Annotated in this window: 18 protein-coding genes and 2 pseudogenes; 11 read left to right on the top strand and 9 right to left on the bottom strand. The window is 64.8% G+C overall.

Annotation, left to right across the window (positions count from 1 at the left end; genetic code table 11):
* Positions 1-2 precede the first annotated feature (2 nt).
* The 4 genes from G9C89_RS11080 (at position 3) to G9C89_RS25200 (ending at position 3,425) form a co-directional block, all read left to right on the top strand.
* Entirely contained in the window at positions 3-1,097 is a 1,095-nt protein-coding gene (locus G9C89_RS11080) for a TRAP transporter substrate-binding protein (RefSeq protein ID WP_172147949.1), read from the top strand.
* Positions 1,098-1,245: 148 nt separating this feature from the next.
* Positions 1,246-1,824 (top strand): TetR/AcrR family transcriptional regulator, encoded by a 579-nt coding sequence (locus G9C89_RS11085; protein WP_172147950.1) that lies wholly within the window; start codon positions 1,246-1,248, stop codon positions 1,822-1,824.
* Between the two features lie 164 nt (positions 1,825-1,988).
* Entirely contained in the window at positions 1,989-2,834 is an 846-nt protein-coding gene (locus G9C89_RS11090) for a Tim44 domain-containing protein (protein ID WP_172147951.1), read from the top strand.
* 180 nt (positions 2,835-3,014) lie between these two features.
* Positions 3,015-3,425, top strand: coding sequence for an SMI1/KNR4 family protein (locus G9C89_RS25200; protein WP_315852810.1), 411 nt, complete (start codon positions 3,015-3,017; stop codon positions 3,423-3,425).
* 35 nt (positions 3,426-3,460) lie between these two features.
* On the opposite strand, the pseudogene G9C89_RS11095 reads toward G9C89_RS25200, so the two are convergent.
* Positions 3,461-4,102, bottom strand: a pseudogene (locus G9C89_RS11095) (GntR family transcriptional regulator); the annotation flags it as partial.
* A 178-nt stretch (positions 4,103-4,280) separates the two neighbouring features.
* Entirely contained in the window at positions 4,281-5,060 is a 780-nt protein-coding gene (locus G9C89_RS11100) for an SDR family NAD(P)-dependent oxidoreductase (protein WP_172147953.1), read from the bottom strand.
* A gap of 125 nt (positions 5,061-5,185) precedes the next feature.
* On the opposite strand from G9C89_RS11100, the gene G9C89_RS11105 reads away from it, so the two are divergent.
* The 3 genes and pseudogenes from G9C89_RS11105 (at position 5,186) to G9C89_RS11115 (ending at position 7,593) form a co-directional block, all read left to right on the top strand.
* Complete coding sequence (locus G9C89_RS11105) at positions 5,186-6,577, top strand: aspartate aminotransferase family protein (protein ID WP_172147954.1); 1,392 nt, start codon at positions 5,186-5,188, stop codon at positions 6,575-6,577.
* Positions 6,578-6,619: 42 nt separating this feature from the next.
* Positions 6,620-6,745: pseudogene (locus tag G9C89_RS11110) on the top strand (hypothetical protein); the annotation flags it as partial.
* Between the two features lie 89 nt (positions 6,746-6,834).
* Positions 6,835-7,593: an SDR family NAD(P)-dependent oxidoreductase gene (locus G9C89_RS11115; RefSeq protein WP_172147955.1), complete on the top strand. Its 759-nt coding sequence runs from the start codon at positions 6,835-6,837 to the stop codon at positions 7,591-7,593.
* Between the two features lie 8 nt (positions 7,594-7,601).
* Here G9C89_RS11115 and G9C89_RS11120 read toward each other — a convergent pair whose 3' ends face one another.
* Together G9C89_RS11120 and G9C89_RS11125 are read right to left on the bottom strand one after the other, a co-directional pair.
* Positions 7,602-8,204: an NADPH-dependent FMN reductase gene (locus G9C89_RS11120; RefSeq protein WP_172147956.1), complete on the bottom strand. Its 603-nt coding sequence runs from the start codon at positions 8,202-8,204 to the stop codon at positions 7,602-7,604.
* Positions 8,201-9,064, bottom strand: coding sequence for a sterol desaturase family protein (locus tag G9C89_RS11125; RefSeq protein ID WP_172147957.1), 864 nt, complete (start codon positions 9,062-9,064; stop codon positions 8,201-8,203). Before G9C89_RS11125 ends, G9C89_RS11120 begins: the two co-directional genes overlap by 4 nt.
* Positions 9,065-9,136: 72 nt before the next feature.
* Between G9C89_RS11125 and G9C89_RS11130 the strand changes: the two genes are divergently transcribed.
* The 3 genes from G9C89_RS11130 (at position 9,137) to G9C89_RS11140 (ending at position 11,311) form a co-directional block, all read left to right on the top strand.
* A complete protein-coding gene (locus tag G9C89_RS11130; protein WP_172147958.1) occupies positions 9,137-10,102 on the top strand; it encodes an AraC family transcriptional regulator ligand-binding domain-containing protein in 966 nt (321 codons plus the stop codon).
* Between the two features lie 64 nt (positions 10,103-10,166).
* On the top strand, positions 10,167-10,649 hold the full coding sequence (locus G9C89_RS11135) for an acyl-CoA thioesterase (RefSeq protein WP_172147959.1): 483 nt from the start codon (positions 10,167-10,169) through the stop codon (positions 10,647-10,649).
* 257 nt (positions 10,650-10,906) lie between these two features.
* A complete protein-coding gene (locus G9C89_RS11140) occupies positions 10,907-11,311 on the top strand; it encodes a DUF3301 domain-containing protein (RefSeq protein ID WP_172147960.1) in 405 nt (134 codons plus the stop codon).
* Here the strand turns inward: G9C89_RS11140 and blaOXA are convergent.
* The 3 genes from blaOXA to G9C89_RS11155 form a co-directional block, all read right to left on the bottom strand.
* The gene (blaOXA, locus tag G9C89_RS11145; protein ID WP_172147961.1) at positions 11,308-12,090 is read right to left on the bottom strand and encodes a class D beta-lactamase; all 783 of its coding nucleotides are present in this window, start codon (positions 12,088-12,090) and stop codon (positions 11,308-11,310) included. The two genes, G9C89_RS11140 and blaOXA, sit on opposite strands and share 4 nt — an antisense overlap.
* Positions 12,091-12,250: 160 nt before the next feature.
* Positions 12,251-13,129 (bottom strand): alpha/beta fold hydrolase, encoded by an 879-nt coding sequence (locus G9C89_RS11150; protein WP_172147962.1) that lies wholly within the window; start codon positions 13,127-13,129, stop codon positions 12,251-12,253.
* 127 nt (positions 13,130-13,256) lie between these two features.
* The gene (locus G9C89_RS11155; RefSeq protein ID WP_172147963.1) at positions 13,257-14,036 is read right to left on the bottom strand and encodes an alpha/beta fold hydrolase; all 780 of its coding nucleotides are present in this window, start codon (positions 14,034-14,036) and stop codon (positions 13,257-13,259) included.
* Between the two features lie 180 nt (positions 14,037-14,216).
* Here G9C89_RS11155 and G9C89_RS11160 point away from each other — a divergent pair, with 180 nt between their 5' ends.
* Positions 14,217-14,837: a TetR/AcrR family transcriptional regulator gene (locus G9C89_RS11160; RefSeq protein WP_172147964.1), complete on the top strand. Its 621-nt coding sequence runs from the start codon at positions 14,217-14,219 to the stop codon at positions 14,835-14,837.
* Here G9C89_RS11160 and G9C89_RS11165 read toward each other — a convergent pair.
* Together G9C89_RS11165 and G9C89_RS11170 are read right to left on the bottom strand one after the other, a co-directional pair.
* Positions 14,834-16,195, bottom strand: coding sequence for a DUF1329 domain-containing protein (locus G9C89_RS11165; RefSeq protein ID WP_172147965.1), 1,362 nt, complete (start codon positions 16,193-16,195; stop codon positions 14,834-14,836). The two genes, G9C89_RS11160 and G9C89_RS11165, sit on opposite strands and share 4 nt — an antisense overlap.
* Positions 16,196-16,207: 12 nt before the next feature.
* Entirely contained in the window at positions 16,208-17,950 is a 1,743-nt protein-coding gene (locus G9C89_RS11170) for a DUF1302 domain-containing protein (protein WP_172147966.1), read from the bottom strand.
* Positions 17,951-18,081: the final 131 nt, after the last annotated feature.

Here is an 18,081-nt window from a genome sequence, read left to right on the forward strand (position 1 = left end):
CGATGAATCGCCGCAACCTCTTCACCGCTGCCGTGGCCCTGTTTGCCGTTATCGGCCTGGCCGGCTGCAAGGACGAAAAAGCCGTCAGCGAGCAGGCTGCGGCCGAGCCGGTGCAGAGTTTCCAGTGGAAGATGGTCACCGCCTGGCCGAAGAACTACCCGGGCCTGGGCACCGCCGCCGAGCGCCTGGCCGAGCGGGTCGGCACCATGAGTGCCGGCCGCCTGACCATCAAGGTGTATGCCGGCGGCGAGCTGGTGCCGCCGCTGGAGGTGTTCGATGCGGTCTCGCGCGGCACCGCCGAGCTGGGCCACGGCGCCGCCTATTACTGGAAGGGCAAGGTGCCGGCCGCGCAGTTCTTCACCGCCGTGCCGTTCGGCCTGTCCACCAGCGAAATGAACGCCTGGCTGAGCAAGGGCGGCGGTCAGGCGCTGTGGGACGAAGCCTATGCCCCCTACGGCGTCAAGCCGGTGGTGGTGGGCAACACCGGCATGCAGATGGGCGGCTGGTACAACAAGGAGATCAACTCCCTGGACGACCTCAAGGGCCTGAAGATCCGCATGCCGGGCCTCGGCGGCGAGGTGCTGAGCAAGCTCGGTGCGACCACCGTCAACCTGCCCGGCGGCGAAGTGTTCACCGCCCTGCAGAGCAACGCCATCGACGCCAGCGACTGGGTCAGCCCCTACAACGACCTGGCCTTCGGTTTGCACAAGGCGGCCAAGTTCTACTACTACCCGGGCTGGCAGGAACCCCAGGCGGTGCTCGAACTGCTGATCAACCAGAAGGCCCTCGACAGTTTGCCGGCCGACCTGCAGGCGATCCTCACGGAAGCCGCCCGCGCCGCCAGCCAGGACATGCTCGACGACTACGTCTACCACAACGCCCTGGCCCTGGATCAGCTGCAGCAGCAGGGCACCCTGCTCAAGCGCTTCCCCGACGAAGTGCTGGACGCCCTGCAGCGCGAATCCGAAGTGGTGCTCGGCGAGCTGGCCGCCCAGAGCGAGCTGAACGGGCGTATCTGGGCCTCGATGAAGGCCTTCCAGGCGCAAACCAGCCAGATGCACAAGCTGTCCGAGAAGGAGCTGTACAACTGGCGTTGAGCCCCTGTAGGGTGCGCCGCGCGCACCATCGCAATGTCAGGTGGTGCGCACGGCGCACCCTACGACCAACCGGAGCTTCGCCTTCCGTTGGTCGTCTCCACCCCGCCTCGCGCGCCCCTCGGCCCATACTGCTTGGCGAGGTGAGCCGATGAAAAAACCGCCAATCACAGCAGCGCGGATCCTCGATACCGCCCTGCAACTGGCCGATGCCTGCGGCTGGGAACGTCTGCACCTGTTCGATGTAGCCGCCCAGCTCGACGTTGGCCTGGATGCCATCGCCGTCCATTACCGGGAAAAGGACCAACTGGTCGAAACCTGGTTCGACCGCGCCGACCGGGCCATGCTGGCGCGCAGCGGCGCCGCCGACCTCGCCGCGCTGGAGCCGGCCAAGCGCCTGGAAGAACTGCTGGTCGCCTGGCTCGACAGCCTGGCCGCGCACCGGGCGGTGACCGGACAGATGCTGCTGTACAAGCTCGAACCCGCGCATCTGCACCTGCAAGCGCTCGGCCTGCTGCGTATCAGCCGCACCGTGCAATGGTGGCGCGAGGGCGCCCGCCGGGAAAGCCGGCACCTGCAGCGCATCGCCGAGGAAAGCCTGCTGACCGGCGTCTACCTGCGCAGCTTCATCCACTGGTTGCGCCACCCCGAGGAAGACCCCGCCGAGTTCCGCGCCTTCCTGCGTCGGCAATTGCGCTGCGCAGCGCTGCTGATGCTATTGCGCCAATAGCGACTACACAGGGTGCGCCGCGCTCGCCAAGCGGCACGTCATGGCACGCCCTACGCAGCGACTCGGGCAAAAAGCAAAAGCCCGAAACATTCTATGACTAGCCTTCCGCACCGTTGGCGGGCAAGATGCCGCGCAGCGTTCCAACCACCAAGAGACAGCTAAACATGCAGCGTTTCCTCAGCATTGCCCTGGCCATGTGCCTGAGTTTGGGCCTTACCATGAGTTTCGATGCCGAAGCCAAGCGTTTTGGCGGTGCCAAATCCTTCGGCTCCGCACCTAGCCACCAGACTCGCCAGACCACCTCGCCAACCTCGACCGCCACCACGCCGACCGCCGGTCGTCAGCCGGCAGCTGCCAGCGGTGCCTCGCGCTGGCTCGGCCCATTGGCCGGTCTGGCCGCTGGCGGCCTGCTCGCCTCGATGTTCATGGGTGACGGCTTCGAAGGCCTGCAGATCATGGACATGCTGATCTTCGGCCTGATCGCCTTCCTGCTGTTCCGCTTCCTCGCCTCCCGGCGCAAGCAAGTCGGCCCGGCAACCGCCAATGGCGCGCCCATGCAGCGTGACATGCCTGCCCAGGCTGCACCCGCCTCGATCTTCGGCGGCGCCAGCGCCGCCGCGATCAAGCCGGTGATCAATGCGCCGGCCTGGTTCAACGAGCAAAGCTTCGTCAGCGCCGGTCGCGAGCACTTCCTCAGCCTGCAGCAGCACTGGGACGCCGACGAGATGGACAAGATCGCCGAGTTCGTCACCCCGCAGTTGCTCGAGTTCCTCAAGCGCGAGCGCGCCGACCTGGGCGAGGGCTTCCAGTCCACCTACGTCGATAACCTCGAGGTGCAACTGGACGGCGTCGACGACCTGAGCGACAAGACCGTCGCCACCCTGACCTTCACCGGCGTGGCGAAGACCTCGCGCTTCGATCAGGGCGAAGCCTTCAGCGAAAGCTGGCGCATGGAGCGCGACGCCGGTGACAACCAGCCCTGGCTGGTAGCCGGTATCCGCCAGAACTGAGTCCCTGCGGCACGCACTGACAAACCCGGGCCTGTCCCGGGTTTTGTGTTTCCCGGGAACCCCCTCTTGTTCGGCCAGGCCGGGCAGAGTAAAAACCCAACCCTGGAGAGTCTCTGCGCCCTATGGCGCGGGGCTCGCCCTTGCTACCCGTCATGCTGTCCTGCTGCTGGAGTCCACACCGTGGAAGAAGTCATCGAACAACTGCGTGAAATGAACGAACCGGTACCGGTCGCCCTGGAACTGCCGGAAGAAGAACTGCTGGTGGAAATCGAAGAGCAGATTCTGATCAACCTGCCGTTCGAGTTGCGCGAATTTCTGCTCAAGGTCAGCGATGTGGTCTACGGCCGCCTGGAGCCCGTCACCGCCACCGACCCGCAATCACACACCTACCTGCCGGAAGTCGCCTCGGTGGCCTGGTCGCTGGGTGTCTCGCGTGAGCTGGTGCCGATCTGCGAGGATCACGGCAACTACTACTGCGTCGAACAGGACGGCACCGTGGTGCTCTGGGAAGGCGACACCGGCGAGCTGAGCGAAGAAGAAACCTGGGACTCGGTGTGGCACTGGGTACGCGACGTCTGGCTGGAGAGCTGACCGTTGCGGGGCTTGCGCACGCCACCGGATTCATCCGCCTCCTGCGCCAGCAGGTTGAGCAGGTACTCGTCGAAATAGCTCAGGTCCCGCTCCATCGCTGCGCGCGCCGTCTTGCCGTCACCGGCCTGCAACGCCGTGAAGGCCGCCTCATGGAAATCGTTGAGGTGCAGTAACTGAGTGCTGTCGCTAAACAACCGGTTGAAGAACGGCCCGATTTGCAGACGCAGCGACTCGATCATACGCAGCAGAACCGGGTTGGCACAGGCGCGGTACAGGCTCAGGTGGAACAGACTGTTGTCTTCCAGGTAGGCCGCTATATCGCGCCGCTCCAGCGCCTGCTCCATGCGCAGGATGCAGCCATGCAACAGGTCGATTTCGGCGCGGCCCAGGCGCGGTGCGGCCAGTTCGACAGCCAGGCCCTCCAGGCTCAGGCGCACCAGGGTGATCTGCTGGAAGCGTTCGCGGCTCATCACCGGGACTCGCGCGGAGCGCTGCTGTTCGCCCTCCAGGGCACCCTCGGCGACCAGACGCTGCAAGGCGCCACGCACCGGCATCGGACTGCTGCCCCAGGCCGTGGCGAGGTCGCGGATTTTCAGGCGCTCGCCTGGCTGGAAACGGCCGGCCAGCAAGTCGCTGCGGATCCGCTGGTAGAGTTGTTCCTGCAGGTTATCGGCCATCGGCGCTCACCAGGCTGTGGCCTGGCGGCGCCGGCAATGGGTTCAGAGGACAGCAGCGCATGCGTTTCTCCGCAATCCGGGAAATGATGGGTGTCTGAGTAGCTTGCTAGAAGCCGACAAGGCGCAGTTGACCGCAGTCCATGACACCTGCAACAACGCCTGACCGATGCAGAACCGCTCAGGGCGCCTTGTTTTCGATCAGACAATTACCACCGTCCACCACCAGCACTTCGCCGGTGATGTAGCTGGCTTCGGGTGAGGCGAGGAAGGCCACGGCGCCGGCTATTTCCTCCGGGCGACCGGCACGACCAAGCGGTGTGTAACTGGCGGCACGGCGTTCTTCATCGGTACTCGAACCGGTGGCGATCCAGCCCGGCGCTACGCTGTTGACGGTGATGCCCTGCCTGGCCACTTCCAGCGCCAGGCCCATGCTCAAACCGAGCATGCCGGCCTTGGCCGCACTGTAGGCCGCTTCGCCAGGGTTGCTGCCGCGGGTGCCGGTGGTCGAGCTGATGTTGACGATGCGCCCGTAACCGCGCGCCTGCATGTTCGGCAGCAGGGCACGGGTGAGCAGGAAGGCGCTGGTCAGGTTGCGCGCCAGCGACAGGTTCCAGGTCGCCAGATCCATGCTCGCCACCTCGGCGAAGGGTTCCGCGCTGCCCTGCATGGCCATGCCGGCATTATTGACCAGGATGTCCACATGGCCGAACTGCGCCGTCGCCCAGTTGGCCAACTCCAGCACCTGGGTTTCATCGGTAAGGTCGGCAGACATGGCGCGGGCGTCGATACCTTCAGCCTGCAGCTCGGCGGCGCGTTGCTGGATCCGTGCACTGCTGGCGGTCAGCAGGATGCGCACCCCTTCGCGCCCCAGGCGGCGCGCGATGGCCAGGCCGATACCGCTGTCGCTGCCGGCGCCGCTGACCAGGGCAACCTGGCCCTGCCAGTCAGAATTGCTCATCTCGATCCTTCCTTGTGATCACAAAAGTCGCCGAATAGTAGCAGATGCCGCCTCATCCGCCAGGCGTTGACATATGCGTGATCACACCACAAGAATGTGCAAAAAATCGAACGAGGTGTTCAAGCATGACCTCCAGTGGGATCGCCGAATCTGCCATCAGCACCTTCACCGCCCGTGAGCGGCAGCGCTTCATCGAACAGAATCCGCAATCCATGGCCCTGGGCGAGCGCGCGCGTCATGCGCTGTTCGGCGGCGTGCCGATGCACTGGATGGCCGATTGGTCGACCCCCAGCCCACTGTTCGTCAGCCGGGCCAAGGGCGCGCGCTTCCATGATGTCGACGGGCACGAGTACCTCGACTTCTGCCTCGGCGACACCGGCAGCATGTTCGGTCACTCGCCGGAGCCGATCGCCAAGGCCATCGCCGAGCAGGCCAACAACGGCCTGACCAGCATGCTGCCCGGCGAAGACGCAGTGGTCTGTGGCGAGCTGCTGGCCGCGCGCTTCGGCCTGCCGTACTGGCAGGTCACCGCCACCGCCACCGACGCCAACCGCTATGTGCTGCGCTGGGCACGCGGCATCACCGAGCGCAAGGTGCTGCTGGTGTTCGACGGCTGCTACCACGGCACCGTGGATGACGTCATGGTGCGCTGCCACAAGGGCCAGACCCAGCCGCGCTCCGGCCTGATCGGCCAGGCCTACGACCTGACCCAGTACAGCCGCTCGATCCCGTTCAACGATGTGGAAGCGCTGGAGGCCGCCCTGGCCCAGGGCGATGTCGCCGCGCTGATGTGCGAGCCGGCGATGACCAATATCGGCATGGTGCTGCCCGCACCGGGCTTCATGGCCAAATGCCGCGAGCTGACCAGGAAATACGGCAGCCTGCTGATCATCGACGAAACCCACACCATCTCCAGCGATATCGGCGGCTGCACCCGGTTGTGGAACCTCGAGCCGGACTTCTTCGTGCTCGGCAAGCCGATTGCCGGCGGCGTGCCCTGCGCGGTGTTTAGCTGCAGCAGCGCCATGGCCGAAGCCATGCAGCAGGCGCGCCGCCGCGCCAGCGAGAACAGCCATGGCCACGGCCACAGCGGCATGGGCACCACCCTGTCGGCCAACGCTCTGGCCATGCATTGCATGCGCGCCAACCTGGAGCAGGTCATGACCGTGGCCGCCTACGCGCACATGCTGCCGCTGGCCAAACGCCTGGCCGATGGCTTGCGCCGCCTGATCGCAACACACCGGCTCAACTGGTCGGTGACCGAACTGGGCGCGCGCAGCGAGTTCCAGTTCTGCGCGGCGCCGCCGCAGACCGGTGCCGAGGCCGAGGCGGCCTTCCACGACGAGCTGCAGATGGCCCTGCACCTGTACCTGATCAACCGCGGCATCCTGATCACGCCGTTCCACAACATGACCCTGTGCTGCCCGGACACCAGCGCAGCGGATGTCGACCGGCTGATCGCCACCCTGGATGAGGCCCTGACCGAGCTGCTGGCCATCCCCTGCGCCCGGGAATGATCCTAAACCATGAGACGGATTGAGCCTGCGATACCCAACACCCTGGAACGGTCGCGCTGGGCCAAGGACGCCCTCGGGGCGGCTGTCCTCAGGCGGTTGCTGGCCATCAAGCACGAGGAATATCGCCAATTCATGGGCGAAGTGGCCGAGCAGGACTGGCGCTGGTAGCTGACTCAGGCGTGCGGGCTCTTCCACAAACCGCTGCACGACACCCCTTACCTAGACTGGATTGACCACCGCCCCTGGAGAAACCGCCCATGAGCACCCCCGTTATCCTGATCACCGGCGCCGCTGGCGGCCTCGGCCGCGCCATCGCCAAGCGCTTCTCGCAGAGCCGTTGGCGGGTCACCGCCACCGACGTCGACAAGGCCGGCCTGCACGCGCTGAATGCCGCGGTGCCGCTGGATTTCAGTGCCCCCGCCGACCTGCGCAGTGCAAATAACTGCCGCGAGCTGCTGGCCGAGGTGCTGGTCAGCACCGGCCGCCTGGATGCCGTGGTGAATGCCGCCGGGGTCTGGCGCGAGGGGCCGGTGGAAACGTTCGGCGAAGACGACTTTGACCTGGTCATGGGCGTCAACCTGAAGGCCGCGTTCTACATCAGCCAAGCCGCCATCCCGTACCTCAAGGAAACCCGCGGCTGTATCGTCAATATCGCCAGCGATGCCGGGCGCCAGGCCTATCGCGGCTCGGCGGCCTACTGCGCGAGCAAGGCGGCACTGGTGATGCTGAGCAAGACCCTGGCCCTGGAACTGGCCGAGCACGGCGTGCGGGTCAACGCGGTATCGCCCGGCGACATCGCCACGCCGATGCTCGACTACCAGGCCGAGCGCTACGGCCATGGCAACCCAAACGCCTACAAGCGCGAACTGCTGCGCGACTACCCGCAGGGCCGCGAAGCGCGCTTCCTGCGCCCGGAGGAGATCGCCGAACTGGTCTGGTACCTGTGCCAGCCACAGGCCGAGGCCATCACCGGCGCCGACCTGGCGATCGACTTCGGCCTGTCGGCGGGCAAGTAGCGCCGGGTTCACATGCCGTTGGCGAAGTCCGCCGAGTCGAAGCGGATCGCCGTGCGCAGCGGGCGCATGGCCCGGGCATAGCGCAGCAGCACCTGCAGCGCCCAGTCGGCGCGGGCGCGGATTCGCGCATCGGCCTCGTCGAGCGCCGTCTCGCCATTGAGCACCGCTTCCACCTGACGCACGATCAGTTGCTCGGGCAGGTAGCACAGCCGGCAGTTCTTGTAGCTGGAGGCGCGCAGCTCACTCAGCGGATAAGCGCCTCCCTGGCCGGCCGAGACGCCAACCAGCAGCCCCGGCTTGTGCCCCAGTTCGCGGCGACCGGCGTAGACGAAGAAATTCTTCAACGCCGGGCTGGCCATGCCGTGCCACTCCGGGCTGACCAGCACCACGCCGTCCGCCTCGCGCAGCAGCGTGGCGCAATCGCTCCACACGCCGCCAGGATCCTCGGCCGGCCACAGCGGCAGCGGGGTGGCACCGAGGTCGATCAGGCTGAGGTCCGCCGCCGCGCAATGGCCCAGCTGCAGCAAGCGCCCGCGCAGGTAGGCGGCGACCTTGGCCGACTGGCTGGACGGCTGGCTGGAGCCGGCCAGCACTACCAGTTTCAGGCTCATTGGCCGGCTCCCTTGCCCAGCGCCCGAGGCTCGGCGGCCTCGCCCGGCTGGCGGCTACGCACCAGCGGCCAGAACACCTCGTGCTGCCAGCTCACCGGCCGCAGGTTCTCCACACCGAAGGCCTGGGGCCGGCGCCGGGTGATCTTGGCCGTGCCGAACAGCACGTCCCAGAAGAACAGCAGGTTGCCGAAATTGCCCTTGTAATGGGTCACCCCGTCGGCGGCGTTCTGGCCGTGGTGGGCGGAATGGGTCGCCGGGGTCGAGATGGTCCGCTCCAGCAGCCACATCAGCGGGCGCAGGGCATGGATTCGATAGAGCCGGTCGTCCCAGGGCACGCTGCTGTGAGCGCCGAAGATCACCGTCATCTTGACGAGCAGATAGACGTAATAAACCTCGGCCAAACCCAGGTAGACCAGCGCGGCGGACAGCCAGATACCGGGCATCAACAGGTAATAGAAGCTGTTGTTGCGGTAGACGATGCGGATGCTCATATAGGCCGCCGAGTGGTGCGCCCGGTGCAGGGCATACAGCCAGGGCACGCGGTGCGCCAGGCGGTGCCACCAGTACTGGGTCATGTCATCGCACAGCAGCAACAGGCCAAACCCGGCCCACCAGGGCAGGCCGCTCAGGGCGCCGCGCACCTGCGGCACCCAGTGCCCGAGCAGAGAATCACAGAGGAAGAAGACCAGCGGGAAGGTCAGACCGAGCAGCAGGCTCGAGCCGATCACCTCGATAGCGACATCGCGCCACTGGCCCTTGGCTTGGCGAAGGCAGCCGCAGGCCAGCTCCAGCAGGATGAAACCGAGAAAGATCGAGCCGACCACAAGCGAGGGATTGTTGGCGATTGTTGTTGGATTCATGGCAACCTCGACTGGGCCCGGAAGACGCACCGGGCGACAGCCCCATAAGAAGCCAAGCAGGCCCGAGACGACATGCGCGAACTGGACAAAAATACCCGAGAACGGGCCAACCTGCCGGCCCGGCGCTTCCACCGCGGCCCCCTCGGCCGGGTCCTCGAACGCTTCCTGCAGAGCCATGCCAGCGCTTCGCCGGATTTCAGCCTGGTCGCGCTGGAACAGCTATGGCAGGCCGCCGCCGAGCACGATCCGGCCATCGGCCTGCACCTGTTCGACCAGTTCAGCCCCCAGGACTGGCATGTGCTGGCGCACCTCTGCCTATTCTGCGCCGATGTCGCCGAGGCCAGCCGCTGCTGGGCGCGCTACGCCAGCCTGGCCGCCGATAGCGACCAGTTGCGACTGGTCGAGGAAACCGAGGGCGCCGGCGTGGAACTGCAGATCGATGCCCCGCCACAGCTGGCCCGCTACCTGGTCGAGCACTACATGGTGATGGCCGTGACCCAGATGCGCCGCGGCACCGGCCAGCCGCTGCTGCCGGTGCGCGCGCGCTTTCGCCATGCGCGCCCGGCCTACCACGAGCACTACCGGCCCTGGTTCGGCGAGCGGGTCGAATTCAATGCAGAACACAACCGCCTGCTGTTCGACCGCTCCACCCAGGCCCTGCCGATGCTCAACCGGCATGCCGGCATGGTCGAGCTGCTCTGCCAGGAACTGGAGCGCCGCCTGGCCCAGCGCCGCCAGCTCGGTGGCTGGGCCGACAGGGTCGCCGCGAGCGCGCGCCAGGCGCTGGAACAGGGCCTGGCGCCGAGCCTGGAGAGCGTGGCGCAAAGCCTGCACCAGAGCCCGCGTACCCTGCGCCGGCGCCTGCAGGAACAGGACCTGAGTTTTCGCCAGCTGCTCGACCTGCTGCGCGCCGAACTGGAACAGCACTACCAGCTGCAGGGCTGCAACCGCGCGCAGATCGGCGAACTGCTCGGCTACAACGACACCGCCGCCTACCTGCATGCGCGCAAACGCTGGCGTGACCAGGTGGTCAGCTGAATCGTTCTGATAGACAGGGCGCCGCCACGCCCGGATCCATCCACCTTAACTGTGAGAGAACCCCATGGAACCCGGAAACGCCCAGCTGTCGATGACCGTATTGATGACCCCGGACATGGCCAACTTCTCCGGCAATGTGCACGGTGGCACCCTGCTCAAGTACCTCGACGAAGTCGCCTATGCCTGCGCCAGCCGCTATGCCGGCACCTACGTGGTGACGCTGTCGGTGGATCAGGTGATCTTCCGCGAGCCGGTCCACGTCGGTGAGCTGGTGACCTTCCTCGCCTCGGTCAACTACTGCGGACGCACGTCCATGGAGATCGGCATCAAGGTGATCACCGAAAACATCCGCGAACGCTCAGTGCGGCATACCAACAGTTGTTTCTTCACCATGGTCGCGGTCGATCAGGGCGGCAAGCCGATAGCGGTACCGGCGCGCCAGCCGCAGAATTCCGAAGAACAGCGACGCTTCACCCAGGGCCACCAGCGCCGCATGATTCGCCAGGAACTCGAGCAACGCTACCAGGAACTGAAAGGCGAAGGCTGATCGACCAGGCAAGACAGCTCGAGGCCTGACTGGCAGAATGCCGGCGAGCCATGGCCGGGGCTAGGAGCCTGTCGGACTTAACGCTGTTCTACTGCGGAAAAGCCGGATTTGGTCATTTTTGCTGCTTTCCCTCGTTAAATAGCCAGCTATTCGCCTCGAAAAAGCAGCAAAACTGCCTCAAACCGGACTTTCCCTCGCTACGAACGGTCAAGTCCGACAGACTCCTAGGACCGGCCGTGCCCATCTGGAGCCCCGCAATGCTGACCCTCGGTAATATTTTCGTTTTGATGCTGCTGGCCACGGCCGGCGGCTGGCTATGGCACGCCCACGGTTTGCGCGAGCGGGCCCTGGCGCAGGTCAAACAGCACTGCGCGAAAGCCGATGTCGAACTGCTCGACGGCAATGTCGCGCTGCGCAAGATCACGCTCTTGACCGATGCCCGCGGGCGCAGGCGCCTGGCGCGGGTGTATGGCTTCGAGTTCACCGTCACCGGCGAACAACGTCATGTCGGCAGCATCGTCATGTTCGGCCAGCAGGTCGGCCGCATCGAACTGGCGCCCCATCCGTTCAGGACGCCACCGGCGGAAAATCCCCAGGTGATCGAGCTGGAGCGATGGCGTTCGGATCATCGCAAACCCGACAGACACCAGCCCAAGCCTTAAAGCAAACCCAGCGCCCGCAAGCTGGCTTTACCCAACTCGATACGCTTGCCCGCATCGCGCAAATCGGCCATGGGGATGTTCAGCGCGAAGCTGTACAGCTTGTCGTCCTGCTCCAGCCAGCCAACCCACCAGCCGATGCCCGGATCCTGAGCGGTGGCCCAGCCAGTCTTGCCGTACAACGTCCAACCGGCGCCTTGCTCCAGCCTGCAGATGTCCCTGACCTGGGCCTGGATGGCCGGCGGGAACGGCAACTGACCCTGGACCAGGCGCGCCAGAAACTGCGTCTGCTCCACGGCACTGATGGTCAAGGGCCCCTTCAGCCAGAACTGATCAACCTCAGTGCCGACCTCGCCATTGCCGTAACCCAGCGCGGCCACCTGTCTGCGCATGCGCTGCAGACCGATGCGCCGCGCCAGTTCCTGGTAGACCGGCAGGTTGGAGACCTTGATCGCCTCGCGCAGACCCATGTCCCGCTGCCAGGTCTTGAGAAAGCGGGGCTTGCCGTCGTAAGGGAATACCTCGTCGACACTACTGACCGCGCCCGTGGCGAGGCCGATCAGGCTGTTGCCAATCTTGAAGGTGGAGGCCGGGATATAGCGGGTTTCCGCACGCGGGCGGTTGTGCCCGAGCAGTTGTCCGCTACCGATCTCGTACAGCACAAAGGTGCCCTGCATGGCGGCACGTTCGAATTCGGCGGATACCGCAGGGCTGTCCCGCCAATCGAGGGCCATGACCTGACTGCTCAGCAACAGCAAGGCTAGGCAAACCATCCGGTTCATAGCGACTCCTTGAACAAACGAAGCCTGCCGGGCCCCTTACCGCCCTGCAGGTCCGGCAAGCCATTCGGGTTTGCGCCGCCGTCCTGCAACGGCAGTTCGGGCCAGCCCGGCCAACTCGGGTAACGCCAGCCAGCGCGCCCCATGGGCCGCGCGCGGTATCTCAGCTGCACTGCAGGAGGAAGCTGCCGACCCGCTCGGCCGTATCCCGCGGCTGCTCCTGCATGAAGCAATGCCCGCCATCCACCACCTGGGCATGAACGTGCGGATTGCTGGCGCACCAGCGCGCCACCGACTTGGCGACGAAAGGGTAGCTGTGCTGGCCATAGAGCACCTGGGTCGGCGTCGTCACCTTGGCCAGCGACGGCCACAGGCGCTTGGGGAAGGAGCCGAAAATTTCCGCCTCGCGGCTCGGCCGGCACTTCAACTCGACGCCGGCGTCGGTGTCCTTCAAGGCATGATTGATATAGGCGTAGAAGGCGTCCTCGTGCCAGCCGCGGAACATCCCGCGGCCATGCAGCGCGGCATGCGCCGCCGCGCGATCCGGCCACTCGCGGCGACGCTTGCGCGCCTTGCTCGCCAGGGTGTTGCGCTGGCTCAGGCCGACCACGTCGGAGAGCGCCATGACCCCGATCATCGCCGGAGTGAACAACACCGGATCGAGCAGCACCGCGCGCTGAAATAGTTGCGGCTGCTGGGCCAGCATCAGGCTGGTCAAGACCCCGCCAAAACTGTGGCCGACGGCAAACAATGGCACCTCGGCAAAGTGCTTGCGGCCCTCGGCAAACGCCTCCAACGCCAGCTCGGCGCTGCGGTTCCAACCATGGAAACGCCCGCCATGATCACTGTCGCCATGGCCCTGGGCATCGCACAGCCAGAGGTCGAAATCCGCGGCCAGGCAGTCCAGCAGTGGCTCGTAGACGCGCCCGCAATAACCATTGCCATGCAGGAAATGCAGCAACGGCTTGCCCGAAGGCGGCGAATGCCAGCCGCGCAGGGTGAACCCGGCGGAACAGGAGTGGGACCAGGATTCAAGGTACATGCGGCGGCTCACTGTCGACTGGCCGGCCAGTTTACTGCCAGTGATGGCCTGGTGCCGAGCGCCGCACAAACAAAAAAGAGGGCACCCTGAAGCGCCCCCAACTCCACGCTCAACTCCCTAATCTCCACTACACGCGGATAAAGCGCTCCAGCAAGGCGTTCAACCGCTCGGGTTGATCCAGCGACGTGGCATGCCCCGAATCGCTCACCACCTGCAGCTCGGCATTGCGCAGCTGCGCCACATAGGCCTGCTTGTAGGCCAGCGGGGTGTAGTCGCGGTCGCCGGCGACGATCAGCATCGGCGTATCGACGCCGTTGACCGCCGGCAGCGCCGACCAGCCGAGAATCGCGCGGATGGCATGCAGGTAGGAAGTCCGGTCATTGGCCCCGATACGCATGGCGGTGCGCCGGCGCAGCTCGCCCTGCTCCGCATGGGGAAACAGCTTGCGCGCCAGCAACCGGCCCATGGCCTTGAGACCGAACAGGCGGATCAGCGCCAGGCGCAGCAGCACCTTGCCGCGCAGGGTCCAGGAATCCAGGGGAAAGCTCGGTGCACTGTTGATCGCCACCAGCCGGCCGATCAGTTGCGGCTGTTGCGCCAGCAGCTGGAAAGCGACCATACCGCCCATGGAGATGCCCACCAGCACGCAGCCCTGAATGACCTGGACGCGGATAAACTCGGCCACATCGTCGGCCAATTCGGCCACGCTGACCGGGGCGCGCAAGGGTTCGCTGGCCCCATGGCCGCGCAGGTCGAGGGCGAAGACTTCGGCGAAACGCGACAACGCATCGATCTGTGGCTGCCAGTCCTGGGAGGATGAGCCCAGGCCATGTAGTAACAATACCGGCAGGCCATGACCTTTACGGATATAGGCGCAGCGGCCATTGCGTAATTGAATATAGTGCATGGATAAACTCCCTTTAATACAAACTTTGGTGCGCGCTTAGTCCTGCCATCCTGAACCGCGAGGATTATCAGGAAACACCGGTTAAACGTGGAAAATTGCCAACTTAGTTATTACCTGAGCGTTTGCCTTATCCCGGTGAAAAACCTAGAATCGGCCTGCGTCTTATAGAGAGTTCTCCCCATGTACAGCATTTCCAGCCCGACTCAGGCTCGCAGTAAAAAAGCCCTTGAGCGCTTTCTCAACGTGGCTGCCGAACTGCTTGCGGACAACCGTTTCGAAGACACCGGCATCTCCCAGATCGCGGTGCTGGCGGAGTCCTCTGTGGGCACCTTCTATCGTCTGCTGGGCGACAAGGACGTACTGCTCTACGCCGTGCACGAGCGCTTCGTCGAGCAGGGCCGCAGCGCCATCGACAGCCTGGTGCAGGACCTCGGCCACAGCGAGTTGCCGCTCAGCGGCCAGATCGAAGCCTTTATCCAGGGCATAATCGAGCTGTTCGAGGGCCGCGAAGGCCTGCTCCGCGCCCTGGTTCGGCGCAGCTCGGCCGACCTGCAGTTCCGTCAGCGTTTCCACCAGCTCAATGCCTATATCGGCCAGACCTTCTGCGCCATCGTGCTGGCCCGGCGCAACGAACTGCGCCACCCGCAGCCGCAGCAGGCCGCCGACCTGGCGGCGCATATGCTGCTGGCCAGCCTGAATTACCTGACCATGGTCGGCACCCTCGGCGAAACACCTCGGGAAGTTATTCCCGAGGAACTTTCCCGGCTGATTTGTAATTATCTGGAAGTTGCCAAACATTAACGTCTGCTGTCCCGGCGTAATTGCGCCGGGGTAAAGTCCGAGGGTTTCAAGGCAATATCAAACTGATTGGCTGGCTCTTCATTGGACAATATGCCGATGACATATCGGCCGCCGATCAAGTCATATACCGCATCGCCTCTGGTCCAGATCAGCGGCTGATCGTAAAGGTTGATGGTGTAGGACTCGCCGACCCGCCATAGGGTGTCGCGGTTGTCATAGTGGTCGACCACCAGGATCTGGTAGCTGTCCTCGTCGAAATACATATCGCGCTGTTTGTACTGGTGGCGCATCCCCGCCTTCAGCGTGGCCCGTACATGCCAGACCCGGTGCAGCTCGTAGCGCAGCAGATCCGGGTTGACGTGGCCGCGCTTGACGATGTCGCTGTACTTGTTGCTCTTGGCCGCCAGACGGTAGCTGTTGTAGGGCACATAGAGCTCCTTCTTGCCCACCAGCTGCCACTCGTACTTGTCCGGCGCGCCGGAGAACATGTCGAAGTTGTCGGTGGTGCGCATGCCGTCCGATGAAGTGCCGGGCGAGTCGTAGGCCACGTTCGGCGCACGGCGCACACGACGCTGACCGGAGGCATAGAGCCAGGCCAGGCGCGGCTCCTTGACCTGGTTGACGGTCTCGTGCACCAGCAGTTCGGTGCCGGCCAGGCGCGCCGGGGCCAGCACCGACTGACGGAAGTAGAAGAGGATATTGCCGTTGCTCTGGCTGTGGTCGCCGGCGTCTTGGTTGAACAGGAACAGGTCCTCGATCTTGGTCATGAAATAGTCGCCGCTGGCCTGCGGCACGGCCTGGGCGTAGTAGCGCTTGACGCTGTCGCCGCGGTAGCGCACCAGGTGGTTCCACAACACTTCCAGGCCCGACTGGGGAATGGGGAAGGGCGTGGCCAGCTTGAAGTCGGCGATGCCGTTGCCGTTTTCGATCAGCTTGGCCGTGGTCGCATTGGCCTTGGCGGCGGCATACACCTTGTCCGGGTAGGAGGCCGAGCGCCGGGTCGGGTAGACGTTGAGCTTCCAGCTGTCACTGAAACGAGTGAGCATGGCCAACTGGCCGGGGCTGAGCTGCTCGCGGTACTGCGCGGCGTTGGCTGCGGTGATGCTGAACAGCGGCTGATCGGCGGCATAGGGGTCGCGGTAGCCCAGGGCCGGGTCGTAGGCATTGGCATCGCGGGCCAGGCCGCCGTCCCAGGCGGGGATGCTGCCGGCGGCATTGCCGGCCTTTTCCGCGCCGATCGGGGTCAGCTCCTGACCGAGGCGCACGGCCTGCGCCGCCGCTACCTGGGCCTGAACCAGACCCGCGCTCAGCAGCAGAGAACCGAACAGGCTGGCGCGCAAGAATCCTGAAGTCTTCATGGTCTTCCCTTCCTAGAAACTGTATTTGATGTTGACGCCGAGGTAGTCGCGGTCGCTGAGCTTATTGGCCAGATCGCCGCCGCTGTAGCCGACATATTTGACGCCGACTGTCAGGGACTCCTGATAGATGGCATCGACCCCCAGGGAATAGCTCTTGCGCTCTTCCAGCAGGCCGTTGGTCAGCTGCGGAGCCACGCCGTTGATGCCGTACTGGTAGTTGACGCTGGGCACCAGGTTGACCAGGTTGAACACGTTGCTATAGGTCAGCGACAGCCCCGCCTGCGCACCCCAGGCACTGGAGGTGGCCCCGTAGTAGTCGATATCCGACTCCAGGCCCTGTACCCGGCTGCCTACCACTTCGCTCATCAGGGTGGCCGTGTCGGCCCCGAGCAGGTTGTTGAAGCTGTAGATGCCCACCAGCGAGCCTTGCCACATGGGCTTTTCACGGTAGCCATCGAGGCGCGTGCCCACCGGCATGCCGGCCAGATTGCCCAGCAGCGCGCTCGGCAGGTACTCGCCCAGGCCCAGGGCTATCGGGGCATTGGGCCGGTAGCTGAGCTCGCCGGCCAGGGACAGGCCATTGAGGAAGCTGTCGCCGCCGATGCTGGTGTTGAAGCTGAGGCCATAGAGGTGGCGCTTTTCCAGGTACTCGGCGTAGTAGTTGGAACTGGTGCCGACCGGCAGCGCCCCCACCACCGGGAACACCATGGGCTGGCCCACGGTCAGGCCGATCATCGGCAGGTTCATGTTGTAGCGCAGGTAGTAGAAGCCCAGCTCGCTGTCATTCAGCTCGGGCACCAGCCAGCGCAGGGCCACGCCGTACTGCGCGGCATCGTCGGCTTTGACATCCTTGCCACGGGGGATATGGGTGGTGGGCAGGTAGCCCTTGAGCAACGTATTGAGAAACCCCGGGCCCAGGCTGTCGGCAAAGGCCTGGGCCTGCTCCGGGCTGTCGAAGGCCAGACCGCCGGTCAGCGGCTCCTGCAAGGGCGGCAGCATCAGGTAATCGCAGCCGTCACCGAGCACATCGAGGGTGGAGAAATAGGTGCCGCAGGGGTCGATCTTGGTTTCTTCCCAGGCGCTGCCGGGCTGCCAGTAGCCTTCGACGGACAGCCCCTCAGTCAGTTCGAACGAGGCATAGCCCATCAGGGTCGGCATATAGGCTTCCTTCAGCTCGGAGCCGGGCGCGCGCAGGGCGTTGAGGTCCACCGGGTTGGTCGCGCCGATGCCGTTCTGATAGAACAGCCCTTCGCCCCAGTTGATCACCTGCCGGCCGAGACGGGCATTCAAGGCCCGCTCGCCAACCGTCCAGCTACCGTAGACGAAGGCATCCAGCAGATCGATGCTGGAGCCGGCATCGTCCAGGCCCTTGTTCGGGATCTCGCGGTGGCGGCGGTTATCGTCCTTCAGTTCGAAATCATAGAAACCGCGGGCGCGCAGGAAAATGCCGTAATCGCCCTGAAAACTCAGGTCCATCTCGGTCACCACCTTGGCCACCTCGGAGAACAGCGCGCCCTTCTTGAAGTTGAGGTTGCCGTCGTCGGAGTTGATCAGCGCACTGTTGTCGCCCTTGCCGCCATTGGCGCGGGCGATCAGCCGGCGATCCTGGCTTTCCATGCGGTAGTTCACCCCGTAGGACAGGGTGGTATCCAGGGACAGCGCCCAGTCCCCCGAGCGCGTCTGAAAGGCATTCCCCTGGCTCGCTGCCAGCAACGCCAGGCAACCGGCCGTCCATGCTGATCTCTGTGTTGCCACGATGATCTCCTGCTGTGTTGTTTTTATCGGAACCGGAACATCGGTTCCGATAAAATAGTAGTCCATTCTTCTTTTGGCAAGCCCGGCAAAGATTTTTTTCTTCCGGCCGTGGCCGGCGCTAGAGAGTCCGC

Source organism: Pseudomonas tumuqii (assembly GCF_013184545.1).
Taxonomy (GTDB): domain Bacteria; phylum Pseudomonadota; class Gammaproteobacteria; order Pseudomonadales; family Pseudomonadaceae; genus Aquipseudomonas; species Aquipseudomonas tumuqii.

Excerpts from the sequence above, each read along its gene's own strand:
- G9C89_RS11080 (WP_172147949.1), top strand. The coding sequence starts at position 3 with ATGAATCGCCGCAACCTCTTCACCGCTGCCGTGGCCCTGTTTGCCGTT.
- G9C89_RS11085 (WP_172147950.1), top strand. The coding sequence starts at position 1,246 with ATGAAAAAACCGCCAATCACAGCAGCGCGGATCCTCGATACCGCCCTG.
- G9C89_RS11090 (WP_172147951.1), top strand. The coding sequence starts at position 1,989 with ATGCAGCGTTTCCTCAGCATTGCCCTGGCCATGTGCCTGAGTTTGGGC.
- G9C89_RS11100 (WP_172147953.1), bottom strand. The coding sequence starts at position 5,060 with ATGAGCAATTCTGACTGGCAGGGCCAGGTTGCCCTGGTCAGCGGCGCC.
- G9C89_RS11105 (WP_172147954.1), top strand. The coding sequence starts at position 5,186 with ATGACCTCCAGTGGGATCGCCGAATCTGCCATCAGCACCTTCACCGCC.
- G9C89_RS11115 (WP_172147955.1), top strand. The coding sequence starts at position 6,835 with ATGAGCACCCCCGTTATCCTGATCACCGGCGCCGCTGGCGGCCTCGGC.
- G9C89_RS11120 (WP_172147956.1), bottom strand. The coding sequence starts at position 8,204 with ATGAGCCTGAAACTGGTAGTGCTGGCCGGCTCCAGCCAGCCGTCCAGC.
- G9C89_RS11125 (WP_172147957.1), bottom strand. The coding sequence starts at position 9,064 with ATGAATCCAACAACAATCGCCAACAATCCCTCGCTTGTGGTCGGCTCG.
- G9C89_RS11130 (WP_172147958.1), top strand. The coding sequence starts at position 9,137 with ATGCGCGAACTGGACAAAAATACCCGAGAACGGGCCAACCTGCCGGCC.
- G9C89_RS11135 (WP_172147959.1), top strand. The coding sequence starts at position 10,167 with ATGGAACCCGGAAACGCCCAGCTGTCGATGACCGTATTGATGACCCCG.
- G9C89_RS11140 (WP_172147960.1), top strand. The coding sequence starts at position 10,907 with ATGCTGACCCTCGGTAATATTTTCGTTTTGATGCTGCTGGCCACGGCC.
- blaOXA (WP_172147961.1), bottom strand. The coding sequence starts at position 12,090 with ATGAACCGGATGGTTTGCCTAGCCTTGCTGTTGCTGAGCAGTCAGGTC.
- G9C89_RS11150 (WP_172147962.1), bottom strand. The coding sequence starts at position 13,129 with ATGTACCTTGAATCCTGGTCCCACTCCTGTTCCGCCGGGTTCACCCTG.
- G9C89_RS11155 (WP_172147963.1), bottom strand. The coding sequence starts at position 14,036 with ATGCACTATATTCAATTACGCAATGGCCGCTGCGCCTATATCCGTAAA.
- G9C89_RS11160 (WP_172147964.1), top strand. The coding sequence starts at position 14,217 with ATGTACAGCATTTCCAGCCCGACTCAGGCTCGCAGTAAAAAAGCCCTT.
- G9C89_RS11165 (WP_172147965.1), bottom strand. The coding sequence starts at position 16,195 with ATGAAGACTTCAGGATTCTTGCGCGCCAGCCTGTTCGGTTCTCTGCTG.